Consider the following 18,998-nt stretch of genomic DNA (forward strand, 5'->3'; position numbering starts at 1 on the left):
TGAGGCGTCCGAGGTTCCGTGTCCGTACATCCGCTCCGTAACCTGGCATTCCAAGAAACGGGGCGGGGTACGTGGAACACACTCACAGCACAGGCGCCGGTCTGCTGCTTGCCGGGCGTTACCGGTTGGGCGAGACCATCGGACGCGGAGGGATGGGCAAGGTATGGCGTGCCCATGACGAGGTGTTGCACAGAGTAGTCGCCGTCAAGGAGTTGACGGCGGGTCTGTACGTCTCCGAGGCCGACCGGCTCGTCCTGCACGCCCGCACCCAGAAGGAGGCCCGGGCGGCCGCGCGGATCAGCCATCCCGGAGTCGTCACCGTCCACGACGTGCTCGAGCACGACGCACGCCCCTGGATCGTCATGCAGTACGTCGACGGGCCGTCGCTCGCGGACGCCGCCAAGGAGCCGGGCCGGATCGACGAGACCGAGGCCGCCCGGATCGGGCTGCACATCCTCGGCGCGCTGAGCGCCGCGCATGCCGCGGGCGTGCTGCACCGCGACATCAAGCCCGCCAATGTGCTGCTCGGCAAGGACGGCCGGGCGCTGATCACGGACTTCGGGATCGCGGCCATCGAGGGGGACGCGACGATCACCCGCACGGGAGAGATCGTCGGTTCCATCGACTACCTCGCGCCGGAGCGCGTGCGCGGCCACGACCCCGGGCCCGCGTCCGATCTGTGGTCGCTGGGCGCGACGCTGTACGCCGCGATCGAAGGGGAGTCGCCGTTCCGGCGCTCGTCGCCGCTGTCGACCATGCAGGCAGTGGTGGACGAGGAACCGCCCGCGCCGAGGCGGGCCGGCCGGCTCGGCCCCGTGATCATGGCTCTGCTGCGCAAGGACCCGGCCGCCCGGCCCACGGCGGTCGAGGCGGAGCGGATGCTGACGGACGCCATGGAGGGGCGTGCGCCGGCCGCCACGGAGCGAATGCGCGTACCCACCCAGCGGACGCCGCGGCCGGTCGCCGGGCCGGAGCCCGGTACGGCGCAGGCGGCCGCACCCCGCCGTCCCGGCCGCCTGCGCAAGACTCTCGTCGTCGTGCTGCTCGCTGCCGTGGTCGGCGGCGGCGCGGGCCTGGCCACCCAGTACGTGAACGACGGCGACGGCACGGAGACAGGTACCGGTGGCGCGCAGTCGGGCGGCACGCAGGCCGGCGAGCCGGGCAACGCCTCGGGGCTCCCGAAGGGCTGGGAGCGCGTCGTCGACCCGGAGGGCTTCAGTCTCTGGGTGCCCAAGGGCTGGCGGCGCCAGATGGACGGCAACCAGATCGACTACACGCCCGACAACGGCCGCCACCGCATTCGTATCAGCATCGACCCGGCGCCCGACCACGAGAACCCGTACATGCACATGCTCGACATGCAGAAGAGCCTCGAGAAGCGGCTGCCCGAGTACCGCCGCGTGCAGTTGCATCCCAACACCTTCCGGGACCGGACGAACTCGGCGCTCTGGGAGTTCACCTGGACGGAGAGCAAGGAGCACCCCGGACCCCGGCGGGCGATCGACCAGATGTACTACGAGGACGACGGCACGGAGTACGCCCTCTACATGTCGGGCCCGGCGGGGGACTGGACCAAGACCCGCGAGCAGTTCGATGTCATGCTGCGCGGATGGCGTCCCGCCCAGCAGTGATCCGTGCCGCCGGGGGCCTGATCCGTGCCGTCGGGATCCGCGCCGGTATTCGGGCATCGCGCGTTGACGAATCCGTTCACCCGCTGCTCGAAGCCGGTGAGGCCCGGCCATAGCCCCTGATCAGGGCTTATGTGCCAGCAATCACTGGCGTGGTCGTGTGCGGATGGTGAAAAGCCGTTACCGACGGGTATCCAAACGGCCGATCGGGGCCTACTCTCCACCCCATGACGGACTCGCAGGCCACCACGGCCGCCCTCGGCACCAACCCGACCGCCGCCGCCCCGGCCGGCGCGCGCACCGCCGCCGACGTGGTGACCCCCGAAGTGGTCGCCCAGCTGATCAAGGGTGTCGTCGGCTCCGGCCGTACGGCCAACCACACGCCGTTCACCGGCGAGCAGCTGGCCGAGCTCCCCGAGTCCACCCCGCAGGACGTCGCCATCGCCTTCGAACGCGCACGCGCCGCCCAGCCGGCGTGGGCCGCCACCCCGGTCCGCGCCCGGGCGGCCGTCCTGCTGCGGTTCCACGACCTGATCCTGGAGCGCCAGGCAGAGGTCCTCGACCTGATTCAGCTGGAGACCGGCAAGGCACGCCTGCACGCGCACGAGGAGGTGCAGGCGGTCGCCGTCGCCGCGCGCCACTACGGCCGCAAAGCGCCCGCGTACCTGAAGCCGAAGCGGCACACCGGTGTGGTGCCCGTGCTCACCAAGGCGACCGAGCTGCGCCATCCGCGCGGCGTCATCGGGCAGATCGCACCCTGGAACTATCCGCTGGAGCTGTCCGTCGGGGACGCGCTGCCCGCCTTCGTCACCGGCAACGCCGTGGTGATGAAGCCCGACACAGAGACCGCGCTCACCGCGCTGTGGGCACGTGACCTGCTCATCGAGGCCGGTCTGCCCGCCGAGGTGTTCCAGATCGTCATCGGCGACGGCCCCGTCGTGGGCCCCGAGGTCGTCAAGCACGCCGACTACGTCTCCTTCACCGGCTCCACCCGCACCGGCCGCGAGGTCGCCAAGGGCGCCGCCGCCCGGCTGGTCGGCGTCTCCCTCGAACTCGGCGGCAAGAACGCCATGCTGGTGCTGCACGACGCCGACGTGGAGAAGGCCGCCGCCGGTGCCGTACGGGCGTGCTTCTCCTCCGCGGGTCAGCTGTGCATCTCCATCGAGCGGCTGTACGTGCACGAGTCGATCGCCGACGACTTCGTCGCCCGGTTCGCCGCCCGCACGAAGGCGATGCGTCTCGGCAACTCCCTCGCGTACGGGGCTGACATGGGCTCCCTCGTCGGTGAGCGCCAGCTCGAGACCGTCACCCGGCATGTCGAGGAGGCCGTCGCCAAGGGCGCCAAGCTGGTCGCGGGCGGCGTCGCCCGGCCCGACATCGGGCCGCTCTTCTACGAGCCGACCATCCTCGACGGCGTCGAGGCGCCGATGGCGGTGTGCACGGAGGAGACCTTCGGCCCCGTCGTCTCCATCTACCGCTTCACGGACGAGGACGACGTCGTCGTGCAGGCCAACGCCACGCCGTACGGCCTCAACTCCAGCGTCTGGACCAAGGACGCGAAGCGCGGCCATGCCGTCGCCGCCACGCTGCGCACCGGGACGGTCAACATCAACGAGGGCTACGCACCCGCGTACGGCAGCGTCCAGTCGCCGATGGGCGGCATGAAGGACTCCGGACTCAGCCGGCGCCACGGTTCCGAGGGCATCCTCAAGTACACGGAGGCGCAGACCGTGGCCCAGCAGCGCCTGCTGCCGCTGGCCCCGTCGTTCGGCATGGACGACGAGAAGTACGCGGCCTTCATGAGCGTCAGTCTCAAGGCGATGAAGGCCCTGCGGCTTCGCTGACCCCGACCCGCCCGTACGCCCGAACAGTTCACGAGGAGAGCCATGTCCGAGGTACCCCCTGCCCAAAATCAGGAAGAGGCTGACGACGACTCGTACGACTACGACGTGATCGTCGTGGGTTCGGGCTTCGGCGGCTCCGTCTCCGCCCTCCGGCTCACCGAGAAGGGCTACCGGGTCGGCGTGCTCGAGGCCGGCCGGCGCTTCACCCGCGAGTCCCTGCCGAAGAACTCCTGGGACCTGCGCAACTACCTGTGGGCACCTGCCCTCGGCCTGTTCGGCATCCAGCGCATCCATCTGCTCGGCAACGTGATGGTGCTGGCGGGAGCGGGCGTCGGCGGCGGATCGCTCAACTACGCCAACACCCTCTATGTGCCGCCCGCGCCGTTCTTCAACGACCCGCAGTGGAAGGACATCACGGACTGGCAGGACGAGCTGAAGCCCTACTACGACCAGGCCCGGCGCATGCTCGGCGTACGGCTCAATCCGACGATGACGCCTTCCGACGTGCATCTGAAGGCGACCGCGGAGGCCATGGGCGTCGGTGACAGCTTCCACATGGCGCCGGTCGGCGTGTTCTTCGGTGACGGTGACGACGCCGACGGAACGGTGAAGGCCAGGCCGGGCGAGGAGGTCGCCGACCCCTACTTCGGCGGAGCCGGCCCGTCCCGCAAGGCGTGCAGCGAGTGCGGTGAGTGCATGACGGGCTGCCGGCACGGTGCGAAGAACACCCTCAACGAGAACTACCTCTACCTGGCCGAGAAGGCGGGCGCAGTCGTCCACCCCATGACGTCCGTTGTCGCCGTCACCGAGGACTCGCGGGGCGGCTTCGAGATCCGGACCCTGCCCAGCGACAACAGGCGGAAGGGGAAGGGCCGCACGTTCACCGCCCGCCGGGTTGTCGTCGCCGCGGGAACGTACGGCACCCAGACGCTGCTGCACCGGATGAAGGACGGCGGCCGGCTGCCGCACCTCTCGTCGCGGCTCGGCGAGCTGACCCGGACCAACTCCGAGGCACTCGTCGGCGCCCAGACCGACAACCGGCGGTACCGCAAGCGGCACGGCGCGGAGCGGGTCGACTTCACGCGCGGCGTCGCGATCACCTCGTCGATCCACCCGGACGCGAACACCCACATCGAACCGGTCCGCTACGGCAGGGGATCGAACGCGATGGGCGGCATGACCGTCCTCCAGGTGCCCTATCGGGTGAAGGGCCGCGTCGTCGGCTGGCTCGGCAACATGGCGCGGCACCCGTGGCTCGCGATGCGCGCGCTGTCGAACCGGCGCTGGTCGGAGCGGACCATCATCGGTCTGGTCATGCAGTCCCTGGACAACTCGCTGACCACGTACCGCAAGCCGAAGGGCGTCGGCAAGGGCCTGCTCACCGCCCGGCAGGGCCACGGAGCCCCGAACCCCAACCAGATCCCCGAGGCCACCCGCGCCGCATCGCTGCTCGCAGAGGAGATCAACGGCTTCGCGGGCAGCAACATCGGCGAGCTGATGGGCACACCGCTCACCGCGCACTTCCTCGGCGGTTGTCCGATCGGCGCCACGGAGACGGACGGTGTCATCGACCCGTACCACCGGCTCTACGGCCACCCCGGCATCTCGGTGGTGGACGGCGCCGCGGTCTCCGCGAATCTCGGAGTCAATCCGTCGCTGACCATCACCGCCCAGGCCGAACGGGCCATGTCCTTCTGGCCGAACAAGGGCGAGCAGGACCCCCGCCCGGCGCAGGGCACGGCGTACGAACGTCTGGCCCCGGTGGCGCCCAAGTCACCGGCGGTTCCGGCGGACGCGTTCGGCGCACTGAAGCTGCCGTTCCTCGGGATGCCGGTGGTCCCGCCGAAGAAGTGACCTGCCGTACCCAGCACAAAGGCCGCTGCACCCCCCTCCGAGTGCAGCGGCCTTGGTGGCTTTGCGGGCCTGAGCGTCAGGCGTTACGCGGGCCTGAGTGTCAGGAGTTACGCGGTGGCGTCACCACGGCGGCGCTTCATCGCGAGAACGGCGCCGGCGCCGGCGAGGATCGCGACACCGCCGACCGCGCCGATGACGGGCAGGTTCGAGTCGGAACCGGTCTCGGCGAGGTTGCCGGTGACCGGCAGCTCCTTGACGTCGCCCTGCGGCTTGGTGTCGGGGCCCTTGTCACCCGGGTTGCCCTCGCCCGGCGTGGCCTCGCCCGGGTTGTCGTTCGGGGTGCCCGGCTTCAGGACGGTGAAGTCGGCGTAGACGCCGGCGTTCGCGGCGAAGCAGTCCTGGCCGTCGATGTTGGCCAGGTAGCCGCCGGAACCGAAGGAGTAGCTGTCAGCGGCAGGCGCGTCCTTCGCGATGTTCATGCGGAGGTCGACCTTCACGAAGTCGTCGGGCTTCATGGTCTCGACGCCCCAGAACTCGGCGCCCGCCCAGTCCTCGTTGCCGATCCGCTCCCACGTGTCGGTGCCGGGGATGCGGAACTGCAGCTCGACGTACTTGCTGAGCCACTTGTCCTCGTCGATCTCGTCGTTCTCGACCTCGGCGTAGAAGACGACCTTCTTCAGGTCGGCCTTCGACTCGTTGGTGACGGTGAGGTTGAAGTCCTCCCAGCCGCTGCCGGCGACGATCTTGCCGGGCAGGCCGGAGATCTCGAGACCGAGGGCCTTCTCCTCGAAGTTCTCGTCCAGTTCCTCGCAGTACGGCGGCTCCTCCGGGTCCTCCGGGTCCGCGGTGGGCGTCGAGGCCGACGGGGACGGGGAGGTGGTGTCCGAGGCCGACGGGGACGGGGAGGTGGTGTCCGAGGCCGACGGCGACGGGGAGGTGGTGTCCGAGGCCGACGGCGACGGCGACACGGTGTCCGAGGGCGAAGCCGACGGGGGCACGGTGTCCGAGGCCGTGGTGGACGGAGTGGGGGTCGTCGCGTACGCGGCCGGCGCCGCCAGGAAGGTGGCAGGGGCGATGACAGCGGTCGCGGCTGCGACGGCCATGGCGCGGCGAATCTTCATGGAGACCTCAGTGAAGTCTGGGTACCGCGGGACGCGGCACGAAGGCTGGGTTCCGACCCACCGCACCGCAACGGCTGCGAACACGTGAGGTCGTTGTTACGCATGCATGACCTGTGACCAGGGGGATTGGTTGCACGCAACTCAGAGGATCTTTGTGTGATCTGCGCCACTCCCGCGCCCCCGTGGCTGGAACGAGTTCATCCCGTGAAGCGCCGTCGCACCACGTTCCCCGGGACGGAGGGGCTTCCTGCACGCGGCGTCACCCCCACCCCAGTGACACCTCGCGCAGGAAGGAATGAGAGTGGGCCCCGCGGGCATCACGTCCGCGGGGCCCTGCGCCCAGCACCGGCATCAGGGCAGCGGCGGTGCGAAGACGCGGCGTCGGGCGGTTGCGCCGCGTCGGGGAGGTCTCGAGGGTCCCGGCGCACAGGGGGCGCCCGGTGGTTACGACCTTCGGCGATGTGGGTGCGCAGAGGGGGCCTGCTCGTGCTGCATGTGCTGGGCAGGCTGTCGGCCGGCCGGGCCGTTCTGTGCCCGATGCGGTCGGCTCCGGGCGTCCCCGGAGCCGACCGCTTTTGGGTGACCGGGCTGCTGTCCCCTGCCGACCGGTCACGCGCGCTGGGGCGAGGTCCCACGACGTACCTGCAGTACGTCACACGCTCCAGCGGAGCCACGCGTGGTTCCCTTCACGGCCCGCCCCTGGCTGGCACGGACAACCGGACCAACGAAGGCCCGCCGGGTGCGTCACGCGCCGTACGGGTGAGGATGCGCCCGAACGCAGATACGCAGGGGTACGCGGACCGCACCGATCGGGCCCGGGGCCGGGATCCGGCCCGGCCCGGCCCCGTTCAGATCCGGCCCCGGCACAGCTCCAGCATCGTCATCGCCAGCGCCGTACCCGGCTTGCCGAGCGCGTCCCTGTAGTGGCTCAGCACCTCCATCTCGCGCGCCAGGTTCACCCGGCGGCCGCCGGAGGAGATCCGGGCCTCCTGGATGACGGCGGAGACGGCCATCCGTTCCTGGATCAGGCCGATGATGCGGTCGTCGAGCGTGTTGATGCGCTCGCGTGCCCCGGTGATCAGGTTCGCGGCCTCGTCGGTGCGGGCGCCGGTCTTCTCGGCGGTGGTGTGCGCGGTCTCGGTGATGCTCATCTCATGGGCCTCTCGGTCGGTGGGCCCGGATCGGCACGGTCCGGAGAACGACAGAGCGCCCCGGGCCTTGTCGGCCCGGGGCGCCTGGGAAGTCGCTGATCAGCAGATCAAGCAGCGCGACTATGGCAGCCGGACGGGCCGGTGCCATAGGTAAAGACGAAGGTCAGCTGCTTGTGCATGCGAGAAGTATGGACCGGATCCCGTCGAGGGGGCCAATCCCGGTTCGGATGGTGAGACGAAAAGTGATAACCGGCGCGCCGGTAGAATCGACAGAGCAGACCCTTTCTCCCCGCCGGAAGGCCGCCCCAGTGCCAGCAGCACCCTCCGCCGCCCCCGACGTCGTACTCGTAGTCGACTTCGGTGCGCAGTACGCCCAGCTCATCGCCCGCCGCGTCCGTGAGGCCCGGGTCTACAGCGAGATCGTCCCGTCCACCATGCCGGTGGCGGAGATGCTGGCCAAGAACCCGAAGGCGATCATCCTCTCCGGCGGTCCCTCGTCGGTGTACGCGGAGGGCGCCCCGCGCCTGGACCGCGCGATCTTCGAGGCCGGGGTCCCGGTTTTCGGCATGTGCTACGGCTTCCAGCTGATGGCGACGACGCTCGGCGGCACCGTCGACAACACTGGAGCCCGTGAGTACGGCCGCACGCCGCTCCATGTCTCCAAGAGCAGCTCGACGCTCTTCGAGGGCACCCCGGCCGAGCAGCCGGTGTGGATGTCGCACGGCGACGCGTGCTCCGCCGCTCCCGAGGGCTTCACGGTCACCGCGTCCACCGACGTCGTGCCGGTCGCCGCCTTCGAGAACGACGAGAAGAAGCTGTACGGCGTGCAGCACCACCCCGAGGTGATGCACTCCACCTACGGCCAGCAGGTCCTCGAGCACTTCCTCTACCGCGGCGCCGGCATCGAGCCGAACTGGACCACGGGCAACGTCATCGAGGAGCAGGTCGAGGCGATCCGCGCGCAGGTCGGCACCAAGCGCGCCATCTGCGGTCTGTCGGGCGGCGTGGACTCCGCCGTCGCCGCGGCCCTCGTGCAGAAGGCCATCGGCTCCCAGCTGACCTGCGTGTACGTCGACCACGGTCTGATGCGCCAGGGCGAGACGGAGCAGGTCGAGAAGGACTTCGTCGCCGCCACGGGTGTCCAGCTCAAGGTCGTCGACGCGCAGGAGCGCTTCCTCGACGCGCTCGCAGGGGTGTCCGATCCGGAGGAGAAGCGGAAGATCATCGGGCGCGAGTTCATCCGCGTCTTCGAGCAGGCTCAGGCCGAGATCGTGGCCGAGGCCGAGCACGGCGAGGACGTCGCGTTCCTCGTCCAGGGCACGCTCTACCCGGACGTCGTCGAGTCCGGCGGCGGAACCGGCACCGCCAACATCAAGTCGCACCACAACGTGGGCGGCCTGCCCGAGGACCTCGAGTTCGAGCTCGTCGAGCCGCTGCGCAAGCTGTTCAAGGACGAGGTCCGCATGGTCGGCCAGGAGCTCGGCCTGCCGGACGAGATCGTCCAGCGCCAGCCGTTCCCGGGCCCGGGCCTCGGCATCCGCATCGTCGGCGAGGTCACGCGCGAGCGCCTCGACCTGCTGCGCGAGGCGGACGCGATCGCCCGCGAGGAGCTCACGGTGGCCGGTCTCGACCGCGACATCTGGCAGTGCCCGGTGGTGCTGCTCGCCGACGTCCGCAGCGTCGGCGTCCAGGGCGACGGCCGCACCTACGGTCACCCGATCGTGCTGCGCCCCGTCTCGTCGGAGGACGCGATGACGGCGGACTGGACGCGGATGCCGTACGACGTGCTGGCGAAGATCTCGACCCGGATCACCAACGAGGTCGCGGACGTGAACCGCGTGGTCCTCGATGTGACGAGCAAGCCCCCGGGCACCATCGAGTGGGAGTAGCAGGTCCCGCTCCCTCGGCTGCCGAGGCCGCCGCTCACCTTGTGGGCGGCGGCCTCGTCGTGTGTCTGGTCAGTTGAAGGGTCCGGCGTTACCTTCCGGCCATGACCGAGACGCCACCGCCGCAGACGCCCCGGACACCCGAGCCCATACCCGCGGAGCAGCTGCGGTTCGCGATGCCGCCCGTGCACGCGACCGTGGTCGAGGAGCGGGCGTACCGCAAGGAGCGGCTGGCCGGGGCGCTGCGGCTGTTCGGGCGGTTCGGCTACGAGGACGGGGTGTCCGGACACATCACCGTCCGGGACCCCGAGTTCGCCGACTGCCTGTGGGTCAATCCGTTCGGGGTCCCGTTCTCGCAGGTGTCCGCCGGTGATCTGGTCCTCGCCAACAAGAAGGGGCAGGCCGTCGTCGGGCGCCACCACGTCAACCAGGCGGCGTTCACGGTCCATGCGCAGGTGCACCTCGCCCGGCCCGACGTGGTCGCCGTCGCACACACCCACTCCGTGCACGGGCGGGCGCTCGCGGCGCTCGGTGAGCTGATCGAGCCCATCACTCAGGAGGCGTGCGCCTTCTACGAGGACCACGCGCTCATCGACGCGTACACGGGTGTTTCCGTCGACGAGGATGAGGGGCGGCGGATCGCCGAGGCCCTCGGCGCGTACAAAGCCGTCGTACTGCTGGGCCACGGTCTGCTGACGGTCGGTGATTCGGTCGACGCCGCCGCCTGGTGGTTCGTCTCCATGGAGCGTTGCGCCCAGGTCCAGCTCGCGGCGCGGGCCGCCGGAAAGCCCCTGCTCATCGGGCATCGGGAGGCGCTGGCCACGCGCGGCCAGATCGGCGGCGATCTGGCCGCATGGATCAACTACCAGCCCCTGTGGCGGCAGATCAGCCGGGAGGAGCCGGAGCTGCTGCGGTGAGCGAGGACGGGGGAGCGTCAATGCGGTGACGTCATGATTCACCCTCCCTGGCCTCGGCCATCGGGGTGGCGGCGGTTTGCGTACGGCACAATTCCCCTGCATCACACGGCGATGGGTCCGGTGCGATGCGTGGAGAGGTGGCGTTCGGTCGTGGCGGTGCAGGAAGCGGGACGGTGCGACGAGTGCGTGCACGACGCGCGCGACAGCCACCGGCGAGCAGTGGCCGAATTCATCCGTCGGCGGGACGAGTTCGCCTCCGGTCACGGCCTGCCCACGGCAGTCGCCCATTCGCCGGGCGCCTCCCGCCAGTGGGTGTCCGACGAACTGACGCAGTCCGCCCGTGCCGTCTCCGACCGCGGCCGAGCGGCTGCCACGGCCCGGCTGCGCAGCCTGCGGCACCGTTCCCTGGCCGCCGTCTGGGCCTGCTTCGGTGCGCTCGTCCTCGGTCAGACCGTGACCGCCATAGGAGCGGGCTGGACCGGCGCCCGTACGGCCGGCCTCCTGGCGGGACTGGCCGTCGCCGTGCTGCTGACCGGCGCAGCCCAAGCCCATCGGGCGAAAGGCGGCCTGCTCGCCCCGCTGACCGGCGAGGACAACCGGCTCTCCACCTCCCGCGCCGTGGCCGCCGCTTGGGTGCTGTTCGTGTGCTGCGCGGTCATGGTCCTCGCGCTGCAGCAGGCTTGGGCCTCCGCGCCCGCCGACCGCGACCGGCTCTTCGAGGGGATGGCCGTCGGCCGGGGCGGCGGTCTGCTGTTCGTCGTCGCACTCACCTGCGCGGTAGCCGTGACGGCGCGCCGGGTCGTCGCCCTACGCGTGCGGGGACAGCGGCTGCAGAAGGTGCGGGCCGACCGGCCCCGCCCCCGCGACCTGATCTGCGACGACGACGGCCGCGCCGCCTTCGCCGATGTGCAGTACCTGCTGGTGAGCGCGGCGGCCGTGACGTTCGCGCTGGTACGACTGGGCCGCAGCCCCGGGCAGTTGCCCGACCTGCCCTGGGGTGCCGCGCTGCTGGTGGCGGTATCAGCGGCGACGTACCTGGCGGCCAAGTACGCGGAGGGCGGCCGGCCCGTCGTGATGTCCGTGGTGCGGGCCCGCGAGGCCGGCGACCTGGACGGGCCGATCCGCACCGGCGACGACATCGAGATCCGCGGCACCGGCTTCGTCCCGCCCGGCGCCGGTGCGCCGGACCGGCTGGCCCGCATGGTCGTACGTATCGGGGCAGTACATGTGCACGTGCCGCTGATCCCCGTCCCCGGCGGCTTCGCCAACCCGACCGACACGGTGCTCACCGTGCCGGTCCCGGTGGAGGTGGAGCCCGGCCAGGTCAATGTGCAGGTGGTGACGGCCGCAGGCGTGGAGAGCAACCGCTGCCTCATCGAGGTGACCGACTGACGGTCCGTCCGGGTTGCTCGCACCTCCTGTGCTTCTTGTGCCCCGCGTGTCACAGTCTGTGTCGCCAACCTGGTGAGCGGCATGGCCAAGCCGTACGTATGGTCGTCTGACGGGTCAACCTGAAAGCGGGACCAGCGATGACACACACGCAGCGGGCGACATCCACGTACGAAACGTTCGACGTCGAGCGGCGCGGATGGAAGGAGCAGGCTCAGCGGTACGCGCTGCTGCCGCTACGTCTCTTCCTCGGCGTCACGTTCATCTACGCGGGCATCGACAAACTCACGGACAGCGCCTTCATGTCGGCGAGCGGCACCGGCTCCGTCGGAGAGCTGATGAACGGCGTGCGCGACTCGTCCGCCGTGCCCGCCCTCGTCGACCTGGCGCTGAGCAACCCGGATGGCTTCGGCTACGCCATCGCCCTCGGCGAACTGGCGGTCGGTATCGGCACCCTCGTCGGACTGCTGGCCAGGCTCGCCGCCCTGGGAGGGGCGCTGATCTCGCTGAGCCTGTGGCTGACCGTGAGCTGGCAGACGGATCCGTACTACTACGGCAATGATCTCGCCTACCTGATGGCCTGGCTGCCGCTGGTGCTGGCCGGCGCCTCCGTGTTCTCCCTCGACGCGCTGATCGCGGCACGGCGGCGACGCACTCCGTAGTGCAGAGCGGCCACCGCGCCGGCCACGAACAGCCCGCCGAAGACGAGCGGGAACGCCAGCCACCACGGGGTGTGCCAGGCGTTCGCGGCGTCCCCGCCGTAGAGCAGGGCCGTGGTCAGCACGCACAGCCCCGCGATCAGCCGCGCGGGCCGGAATTCGTGCCGGAACCCGCGGCCCGTCCCAGTGCCCGGGCGGGCCCCCGACTCATGGCGCTGCACGGGTGACCTCCACCTGTCCGATGCCGACTTCCAGATCCAGCTCCACCGTGCCACCCGGCTTCACGCCCGCCGCCGGTGCCAGCGTGCTCCTGCGGTCCTGGCTCGGGCCGACGTCGATGTCCTCCGCCGTGTCATCGGGGAGGCGGATGTCGCCGATGCCCACCTCGGCGGTGAGCTCCACCCGAGCGTTCTTCGGCACCACGACCTTGAGCTGACCCGCACCGAGCTCGGCCCGTGTCGTCACCCTCGTGCCCGCCGGGACGGCGACGGCCGACAGGTCCAGCGTGCCGACGCCGGTGCCCAGTTCGTAGAGCGGCTCCACGGCCGTGACCGCGGCGGGCCGCCACGCCGTCTCGCCCCAGCTCGTGCCGATGTCCTTCGGCAGCGCGGAGGCAGCCGCCAGCATCCCGGCGGTGACGAGCGTGAGCAGGATCGTGCCGAAGCCCGTGCGTCCCAGCAGGGCGCTGACCAGCAGACCGAGCCCGAAGACCGCCAGCGCGGCGACCAGCCCGATCTGCAGGGCCGTACCCAGCGGCTGCCCCTCCCAGCCGATCGCGGTGCCGAGCCCGCCCGCGAGCAGGGCGAGAAGGAAGACCGGGCCGCCGATGCCCCGCGGACCCCGGCCCTGCCGCGGCACCGGCCCCCGCACGTGGACGGTCGGCGCGGCGGCTTCCGCCATCGCTGAGGCCGGACCCCACAGATAACCGGTCGGCACGGGGCCCGTGGTGCCGTCCTTGACGATCGGGTCGCGCCACCAGGACGGGCTCTCCGGAGCGGGCGGCGCCTTGGTCTCCGGCGGGGCCTCCGCCACCGCGTGCGCCGTGGCCGTGTCCATCGGCGCGCCCTCCGTGGTCGCCAGCAGGCGGCGCTGGGACCACACGGCGGCACCGGCGACAGTCAGCGACAGCAGCGCCGCGAAGAACAGCGTGCCGCCGTTGCCCAGCATGGAGAGGAAGACCCCGCAGCCGATCAGCGCGAGGAGGACGGCGGTCAGCGAGGCGCCGTCGACCCGTCCGGAGAGCAGGCGGCGGAACTCGTTCTCGTCGTCGTCCTCCGACGGGATCAGCAGCCAGGCGAACCCGTAGAAGATCAGGCCGATCCCGCCGGTCACGGAGAGGACGCCGATGGCGATCCGGAAGATCACCGGGTCCACGTCGCAGTAGCGGCCCAGACCGCCGCACACGCCGGCCACCACCTTGTGCCGGGGCGAGCGGCGAAGCGGCGGCACCTCGGGCACCGTTCCGCCCGGCGCGGGCGCCCGCGGGCCCGCGTGGGTCCGCGCGTCGGCGTGCGGCTCCCCGGACGGCGTGGTCGGCTCAGTCATGTGTCCATGGTGACGGGCTGCGCGGCGTGAGGGCACCCGCCCCGACCCTGGCCGTTCCCTGATATCCGGCCCTAGGTGTCTCGACGACGCGCGCTGCTGACACGAGCCCGGCTCGGTATCAGGGTCGGTTTAAGGGACGACCCTGATTCCGCGCCGGGCCCCCGCGTGTGACGATCGGGGCATGCCAGTCGCCACGCCCGGAACCACCGGCACCTCCCGCGCCCCGCTGCCGGAGGAGCCGGCTCTGCGCAGGCTGTACCGCAGTGCCGACGGCCGGATGCTCGGCGGTGTGGCGCGCGGCCTGGCCGGGCATCTGGGACTCCCCGTCGTCTGGGTGCGCCTTGTCTTCCTCGGACTGTTCCTGGCCGACGGTCTGGGCGCAGTGCTCTACGCGGTGTTCTGGATCGTCGTGCCGCTCGGCGTCGGCGGCCGGGCCGCCGAATCGCGGGGGTCGGTGTTCGAGACCACGCCCGACGGCCGCCGGCGGCTGCGGAAGCCCGACAAGGGCCAGCTCTTCGCGCTGGTCGCGCTGCTCTTCGGTGCCGCGGTCTTCGTCGGCAACGTCGACATGCGCGGCAGCAACCGCTACGTGTGGCCGACGCTGCTCATCGGCGCCGGTGTGGTCCTGGTCTGGCGGCAGGCGGACAACGCCCGCCGCGCCCGCTGGACCGACGTCGGCCGTCGGCGCCGGCTGCTCCAGCTGGCCCGCGCGCTGGCGGGCGTCGCGCTCGTCGGTATGGGCCTGACCGTCTTCATGGTGGTGCGCGGCTCGGCTGCCCAGCTGGGGAACATCCTGACCGCCGCGGTCGCCGTCATCGCCGGTGTCGCCCTGCTCGCCGGCCCCTGGCTGGTGCGGATGACGCAGGACCTCTCCGAGGAGCGGACCATGCGCATCCGGGCCCAGGAGCGTGCGGAGGTCGCCGCCCATGTCCATGACTCCGTACTGCACACGCTCACCCTGATCCAGCGGAACGCCGACGACGCCGGCGAAGTGCGCAGGCTCGCCCGCGCGCAGGAGCGCGAGCTGCGAAACTGGCTCTACAAGCCGGAGGGCACCGGCAAGGACGAGGACGAGGAGCCGGACACCCTCGCGGAGGCGGTCAAGAAGGCGGCCGCGGAGGTCGAGGACAAGCACGGCGTCCCGCTGGAGGTCGTCGTCGTCGGCGACTGCCCGCTCGACGAGAAGCTGGGCGCACAGATGCAGGCCGCGCGCGAGGCGATGGTCAACGCCGCCAAGTACGGTGGCGCGGGCGGGGCGGTGCAGGTCTACGCGGAGGTCGAGGGCCGTACGGTCTTCGTCTCCGTACGGGACCGGGGGCCGGGTTTCGACCCGGACGCGGTCCCGCAGGACCGTATGGGCGTCAGAGAATCGATCATCGGCCGTATGCAGCGCAACGGCGGGACGGCGCGGCTGCGCTCGGTGCCCGGAGGGGGTACGGAAGTGGAGCTGGAGATGGAGAGGGCGGACGGATGACCGAGACTGCCGGAGTGAGTTCGGAGCGGCGGGCGCGGGTCGTGCTCGTCGACGACCACCGGATGTTCCGCACGGGCGTGCAGGCCGAGATCGGCCAGACGGAGCGCACGGGTGTCGAGGTCGTCGGCGAGGCCGCGGATGTCGACCAGGCGGTCACCGTGATCACGGCGACCCGGCCGGAGGTCGTGCTGCTCGACGTGCATCTGCCCGGCGGGGGCGGGGTCGAGGTGCTGCGCCGCTGCGCCACGCTGATGGCGGCGGCGGAGAACCCGGTGCGGTTCCTGGCGCTGTCGGTCTCCGACGCCGCCGAGGACGTGATCGGCGTGATCCGGGGCGGCGCCCGCGGCTATGTCACCAAGACCATCACGGGCACCGACCTGGTCGACTCGATCTTCCGCGTGCAGGACGGCGACGCGGTGTTCTCGCCCCGGCTGGCCGGCTTCGTGCTGGACGCGTTCGCCTCGACCGACGCGCCGCCGGTCGACGAGGACCTGGACCGGCTCACCCAGCGCGAGCGCGAGGTGCTGCGGCTGATCGCGCGCGGATACGCGTACAAGGAGATCGCCAAGCAGCTGTTCATCTCGGTGAAGACCGTCGAGTCGCATGTGTCCGCGGTGCTGCGGAAGTTGCAGCTGTCCAACCGGCACGAGCTGACACGGTGGGCGACGGCCCGCCGCCTGGTGTGACGGGCAGTCAGGATCCTTGGGTCAAGGACATGTCGGTCTTGTCGCCGGCGCGCCTGTAGCCGATGCCGGCGTAGATGCGCTCGATGTCCGAGTCGCCGGGCTCCAACCAGACGGTGCGGCACCCGAGGCCGAAGGCCTGCGCCGTCAGGTAGGCGGAGAGCGCGGCGCCGATGCCCCTGCGCCGGTGGGAGGCGGCGACCCCGAGACCGGTCAGCTCGCTGAGGCCGTCGATCGGGATGGAGCAGCTGCCGGCGGCGACCGGGATGCCGTCCGTCTCGTCCGTGCCGAGCGCCGCCACGCCGCCGCCTTCCGCGACGCCGCGCAGGCCGCCGATCTGGCCCTCCGTCGGCTCGCCTTCCATGCCGTAGGCGTCATGCTGCACGCCTGCCGCGGCGCGGTAACCGGCCTCGTCGGACAGCACGGTGAAGGTGATGCCCGGCGCCGGGGACGGCGGCACGAGCGCCTCGGGCGTGCAGGCGAGCAGCGGAGCACGGCGCTCGACGGTGAAACCGGCCTCCCGCAGGGCAGGTTCGACATCGGGCGAGCAGGACGGCAGGAATTCCAGGCGCGGCAGCCGGTCCCGTTCCCTGAACACCTCGATCAGCGCCTTGATGTCGTCGGTTGTCGGGCTCGCGCCCGGGTCGGGGACGGCGTAATTGACGGGCGGGATGGGCCAGTCGGCGTTGTAGCGCACGGTGAAGGGGCCGACGCGTACGTGGCTCGGTGAGCGGAGTGCGAGCGCGCGCACATAGTTCTGGACGTCGAGTTCCACGTACAGCTCCTGCCGGTCGGCCTTGGGGACGGACCTCGGGATGGTGGCACCCGCCCAGGGCCCGGGCAACCGAATTCGGACCGCGTCCGGGGCCGCTACGCGGGGCGGGTCGCTCCCGCGAACGGCATCTGGTCGATCGGCGCGACACGGACCGGGGCGCCGGGGCGCGGTGCGTGGATCATCTGGCCGCCGCCGATGTAGAGGCCGACATGCGAGACGCCCGAGTAGAAGAACACCAGGTCACCAGGGGCGAGTTGCGAACGGGGGACCCGTCGGCCCGCGTTGACCTGGGTGTAGGTCGTGCGGGGCAGGGAGACGCCCGCGGAACGCCACGCAGCCTGGGTGAGGCCCGAGCAGTCGAACGCACCGGGCCCCGTCGCGCCCCATACGTACGGTTTGCCGAGCGCTCCGTAGGCGTAGGCGACGGCCTGGGCGGCCCGGCTGCTCGGCGCCTGAAGCGGGCCGCGAGGCGTGCTCGAGCGGTCGGCGCGTGCGGGGGCGTCCGCCGGGCCGCCGCCGTTGTAGGCGGCGCGCTGCTCGGACGTCAGCTCGGCCAGCAGGCGCTCGGCGGCCGCGAGCTTCTCCCGAACGGTGGCCTTGTGACGGGCCAGTTCGGCCCGGCGTGTCTCCAGCGTGGCCATCCGTTCGCCGGCCTGTGCCTTGAGGCGTGCGAGCTCCATCAGCTGCCGGTGCACACCGGCGATCGCCGACGCGTGGCGTGCGCCGACGCGCTCGGCGCGGGCCGCGCGTTCCAAGTACTCGTCAGGGTCCGAGGTGAGCGCCAGCTGCAGGGCGGGATCCAGGCCGCCGCCCCGGTACTGGGCGGTGGCGATGGAACCGAGCGCGTTGCGGGAGGTGTTCAGGCGCTCGGTCCTGCGGGCCGACTCGTCGCGCAGCGAGTCCAGCGACCTCCGGGCGCTCTCCACCCGCTCCTTGGTGCCGTTGTACTTCTCGGTCGCGGCCTCCGCCTCCTGGTACAGCCTGTCGACCCGTGCCTTGATCTGTGCGGCGGTGGGACGGGGCTCGGCATGTCCTGTGCCGCCGAACGCGGTCGTGGTCGCCGCTCCGGCAAGCGCGAAGGTGGCCGCGGTGCGGACGGCCGGCCCGGTGAGCGGATGCTGCCTGGATCTGCGGTGCGCTGCCACGAGGGCTTCCACGTCCTTCCGTCGGCCTGCCGCCGTTCCTGCGGGTCCGTCCCCTAGGGGCTGGGTCCGTCCCTTCGGGTCCGGCGGCGGGCCGCACAGGGGAGCGGTCCGCCGCCGGATCCTCGGCGGTGGCGGCCGAGTGCCGTCCGGCTGCACGACGGCGGGTGGGGAGTCGGCCACCTGGAGCAGGACGCTAGACCCGGCGGTCACGGGGGCGGGGCGGAAGGTCCTCAAACTTTCGAAGATGGAGATTCGGGATCGGTTCCTGAACGCCGCGTCGGCGACGCGGGCCCGCATTCCGGTACTCGACCGACCGATGCGACCGAACCCGCCCACCTGCCCGACGGGCAGTGGTAAGGCGGCGGTTAGAGTCCGGCCATGGACGTACTCATCAATGTCTTCGTGGCACTGCACATCATCGGCATCGCCTCCCTGCTGGGCGGGTTCCTGACCCAGACGAAGGCGATGCGCGACGGCACGGCCCGCTTCAACGCGCCGATGCTGCACGGCGCGCTGACCATGCTGATCACGGGCGTGGCGCTGGTGGGTCTGAACCAGGCGGACGACCAGACCGTGAACAACCTCAAGATCGGCATCAAGCTGGCGGTCCTGGTGGTGATCCTCGGCCTGGTGTACGTGAAGCGGGACGAGGAGAGGGTCGACAAGGCGCTGTTCGGCGCGGTCGGCGGTCTGACCGTGGTCAACATCTTCATCGCCACGCTCTGGACCTGAGCAGCGGTCCGCTCGGGCCTGAGGGGCGGTCCGCTCCGGGCCTGAGGGGCGGCCCGGACGCGACCTGAGTGGCGGTCCGGGCCGACGCGGCGGACACACGGATGCCCGGACGGCCGAGCCGTCCGACCGCTCGCCATAGCCCAGGCATGTGGACTACGGCCCGCTTCTTCGGTGCGTGCGCTGTCCATCCTCCGC

General features: G+C 71.3%; 15 protein-coding genes. 10 read left to right on the forward strand and 5 right to left on the reverse strand.

Annotation, left to right across the window (positions count from 1 at the left end):
- Nucleotides 1–71 precede the first annotated feature (71 nt).
- The 3 genes from ACIQ7Q_RS01360 to ACIQ7Q_RS01370 all read left to right on the forward strand — a co-directional run bounded on the left by ACIQ7Q_RS01360 (nt 72) and on the right by ACIQ7Q_RS01370 (nt 5,326).
- Nucleotides 72–1,631, forward strand: coding sequence for a serine/threonine-protein kinase (locus ACIQ7Q_RS01360; RefSeq protein ID WP_403855024.1), 1,560 nt, complete (start codon nt 72–74; stop codon nt 1,629–1,631).
- 224 nt (nt 1,632–1,855) lie between these two features.
- On the forward strand, nt 1,856–3,472 hold the full coding sequence (locus ACIQ7Q_RS01365) for a succinic semialdehyde dehydrogenase (protein WP_403855026.1): 1,617 nt from the start codon (nt 1,856–1,858) through the stop codon (nt 3,470–3,472).
- A 42-nt stretch (nt 3,473–3,514) separates the two neighbouring features.
- Complete coding sequence (locus tag ACIQ7Q_RS01370) at nt 3,515–5,326, forward strand: GMC oxidoreductase (protein WP_403855028.1); 1,812 nt, start codon at nt 3,515–3,517, stop codon at nt 5,324–5,326.
- A gap of 107 nt (nt 5,327–5,433) precedes the next feature.
- Here ACIQ7Q_RS01370 and ACIQ7Q_RS01375 read toward each other — a convergent pair whose 3' ends face one another.
- Both ACIQ7Q_RS01375 and ACIQ7Q_RS01380 read right to left on the reverse strand, forming a co-directional pair.
- Nucleotides 5,434–6,447, reverse strand: a complete 1,014-nt coding sequence (locus ACIQ7Q_RS01375; protein WP_403855030.1) for an LAETG motif-containing sortase-dependent surface protein — start codon at nt 6,445–6,447, stop codon at nt 5,434–5,436.
- An 848-nt stretch (nt 6,448–7,295) separates the two neighbouring features.
- Nucleotides 7,296–7,598, reverse strand: coding sequence for a chorismate mutase (locus tag ACIQ7Q_RS01380; RefSeq protein WP_403855032.1), 303 nt, complete (start codon nt 7,596–7,598; stop codon nt 7,296–7,298).
- 308 nt (nt 7,599–7,906) lie between these two features.
- Between ACIQ7Q_RS01380 and guaA the strand changes: the two genes are divergently transcribed.
- The 4 genes from guaA (at nt 7,907) to ACIQ7Q_RS01400 (ending at nt 12,452) form a co-directional block, all read left to right on the forward strand.
- On the forward strand, nt 7,907–9,487 hold the full coding sequence (guaA, locus tag ACIQ7Q_RS01385; protein ID WP_403855034.1) for a glutamine-hydrolyzing GMP synthase: 1,581 nt from the start codon (nt 7,907–7,909) through the stop codon (nt 9,485–9,487).
- 101 nt (nt 9,488–9,588) lie between these two features.
- Nucleotides 9,589–10,401, forward strand: a complete 813-nt coding sequence (locus ACIQ7Q_RS01390; RefSeq protein WP_403855036.1) for a class II aldolase/adducin family protein — start codon at nt 9,589–9,591, stop codon at nt 10,399–10,401.
- A gap of 150 nt (nt 10,402–10,551) precedes the next feature.
- The gene (locus ACIQ7Q_RS01395) at nt 10,552–11,793 is read left to right on the forward strand and encodes a hypothetical protein (protein WP_403855038.1); all 1,242 of its coding nucleotides are present in this window, start codon (nt 10,552–10,554) and stop codon (nt 11,791–11,793) included.
- A gap of 137 nt (nt 11,794–11,930) precedes the next feature.
- A complete protein-coding gene (locus ACIQ7Q_RS01400) occupies nt 11,931–12,452 on the forward strand; it encodes a DoxX family protein (protein WP_403855040.1) in 522 nt (173 codons plus the stop codon).
- Nucleotides 12,453–12,656: 204 nt separating this feature from the next.
- Here the strand turns inward: ACIQ7Q_RS01400 and ACIQ7Q_RS01405 are convergent, their stop codons facing one another.
- Nucleotides 12,657–13,994, reverse strand: coding sequence for a PspC domain-containing protein (locus ACIQ7Q_RS01405; RefSeq protein ID WP_403855042.1), 1,338 nt, complete (start codon nt 13,992–13,994; stop codon nt 12,657–12,659).
- Nucleotides 13,995–14,175: 181 nt separating this feature from the next.
- On the opposite strand from ACIQ7Q_RS01405, the gene ACIQ7Q_RS01410 reads away from it, so the two are divergent.
- A complete protein-coding gene (locus tag ACIQ7Q_RS01410; protein ID WP_403855044.1) occupies nt 14,176–15,468 on the forward strand; it encodes a PspC domain-containing protein in 1,293 nt (430 codons plus the stop codon).
- Complete coding sequence (locus tag ACIQ7Q_RS01415) at nt 15,465–16,154, forward strand: LuxR C-terminal-related transcriptional regulator (protein ID WP_403855046.1); 690 nt, start codon at nt 15,465–15,467, stop codon at nt 16,152–16,154. The genes ACIQ7Q_RS01410 and ACIQ7Q_RS01415 overlap by 4 nt, the downstream gene beginning before the upstream one ends.
- Before the next feature lie 7 nt (nt 16,155–16,161).
- On the opposite strand, the gene ACIQ7Q_RS01420 is transcribed toward ACIQ7Q_RS01415, so the two are convergent.
- Nucleotides 16,162–16,926: a GNAT family N-acetyltransferase gene (locus ACIQ7Q_RS01420; protein ID WP_403855048.1), complete on the reverse strand. Its 765-nt coding sequence runs from the start codon at nt 16,924–16,926 to the stop codon at nt 16,162–16,164.
- 95 nt (nt 16,927–17,021) lie between these two features.
- The gene (locus ACIQ7Q_RS01425) at nt 17,022–18,071 is read right to left on the reverse strand and encodes an NlpC/P60 family protein (RefSeq protein ID WP_403855050.1); all 1,050 of its coding nucleotides are present in this window, start codon (nt 18,069–18,071) and stop codon (nt 17,022–17,024) included.
- A gap of 378 nt (nt 18,072–18,449) precedes the next feature.
- Between ACIQ7Q_RS01425 and ACIQ7Q_RS01430 the strand changes: the two genes are divergently transcribed.
- Complete coding sequence (locus tag ACIQ7Q_RS01430) at nt 18,450–18,803, forward strand: hypothetical protein (protein ID WP_403855052.1); 354 nt, start codon at nt 18,450–18,452, stop codon at nt 18,801–18,803.
- The last annotated feature ends 195 nt before the right edge of the window (nt 18,804–18,998 follow it).

The organism is Streptomyces sp. NPDC096176 (assembly GCF_044763255.1).
Lineage (GTDB): Bacteria > Actinomycetota > Actinomycetes > Streptomycetales > Streptomycetaceae > Streptomyces.

Excerpts from the sequence above, each read along its gene's own strand:
- ACIQ7Q_RS01365 (WP_403855026.1), top strand. The coding sequence starts at position 1,856 with ATGACGGACTCGCAGGCCACCACGGCCGCCCTCGGCACCAACCCGACC.
- ACIQ7Q_RS01370 (WP_403855028.1), top strand. The coding sequence starts at position 3,515 with ATGTCCGAGGTACCCCCTGCCCAAAATCAGGAAGAGGCTGACGACGAC.
- ACIQ7Q_RS01375 (WP_403855030.1), bottom strand. The coding sequence starts at position 6,447 with ATGAAGATTCGCCGCGCCATGGCCGTCGCAGCCGCGACCGCTGTCATC.
- ACIQ7Q_RS01380 (WP_403855032.1), bottom strand. The coding sequence starts at position 7,598 with ATGAGCATCACCGAGACCGCGCACACCACCGCCGAGAAGACCGGCGCC.
- ACIQ7Q_RS01390 (WP_403855036.1), top strand. The coding sequence starts at position 9,589 with ATGACCGAGACGCCACCGCCGCAGACGCCCCGGACACCCGAGCCCATA.
- ACIQ7Q_RS01400 (WP_403855040.1), top strand. The coding sequence starts at position 11,931 with ATGACACACACGCAGCGGGCGACATCCACGTACGAAACGTTCGACGTC.
- ACIQ7Q_RS01405 (WP_403855042.1), bottom strand. The coding sequence starts at position 13,994 with ATGACTGAGCCGACCACGCCGTCCGGGGAGCCGCACGCCGACGCGCGG.
- ACIQ7Q_RS01410 (WP_403855044.1), top strand. The coding sequence starts at position 14,176 with ATGCCAGTCGCCACGCCCGGAACCACCGGCACCTCCCGCGCCCCGCTG.
- ACIQ7Q_RS01415 (WP_403855046.1), top strand. The coding sequence starts at position 15,465 with ATGACCGAGACTGCCGGAGTGAGTTCGGAGCGGCGGGCGCGGGTCGTG.
- ACIQ7Q_RS01430 (WP_403855052.1), top strand. The coding sequence starts at position 18,450 with ATGGACGTACTCATCAATGTCTTCGTGGCACTGCACATCATCGGCATC.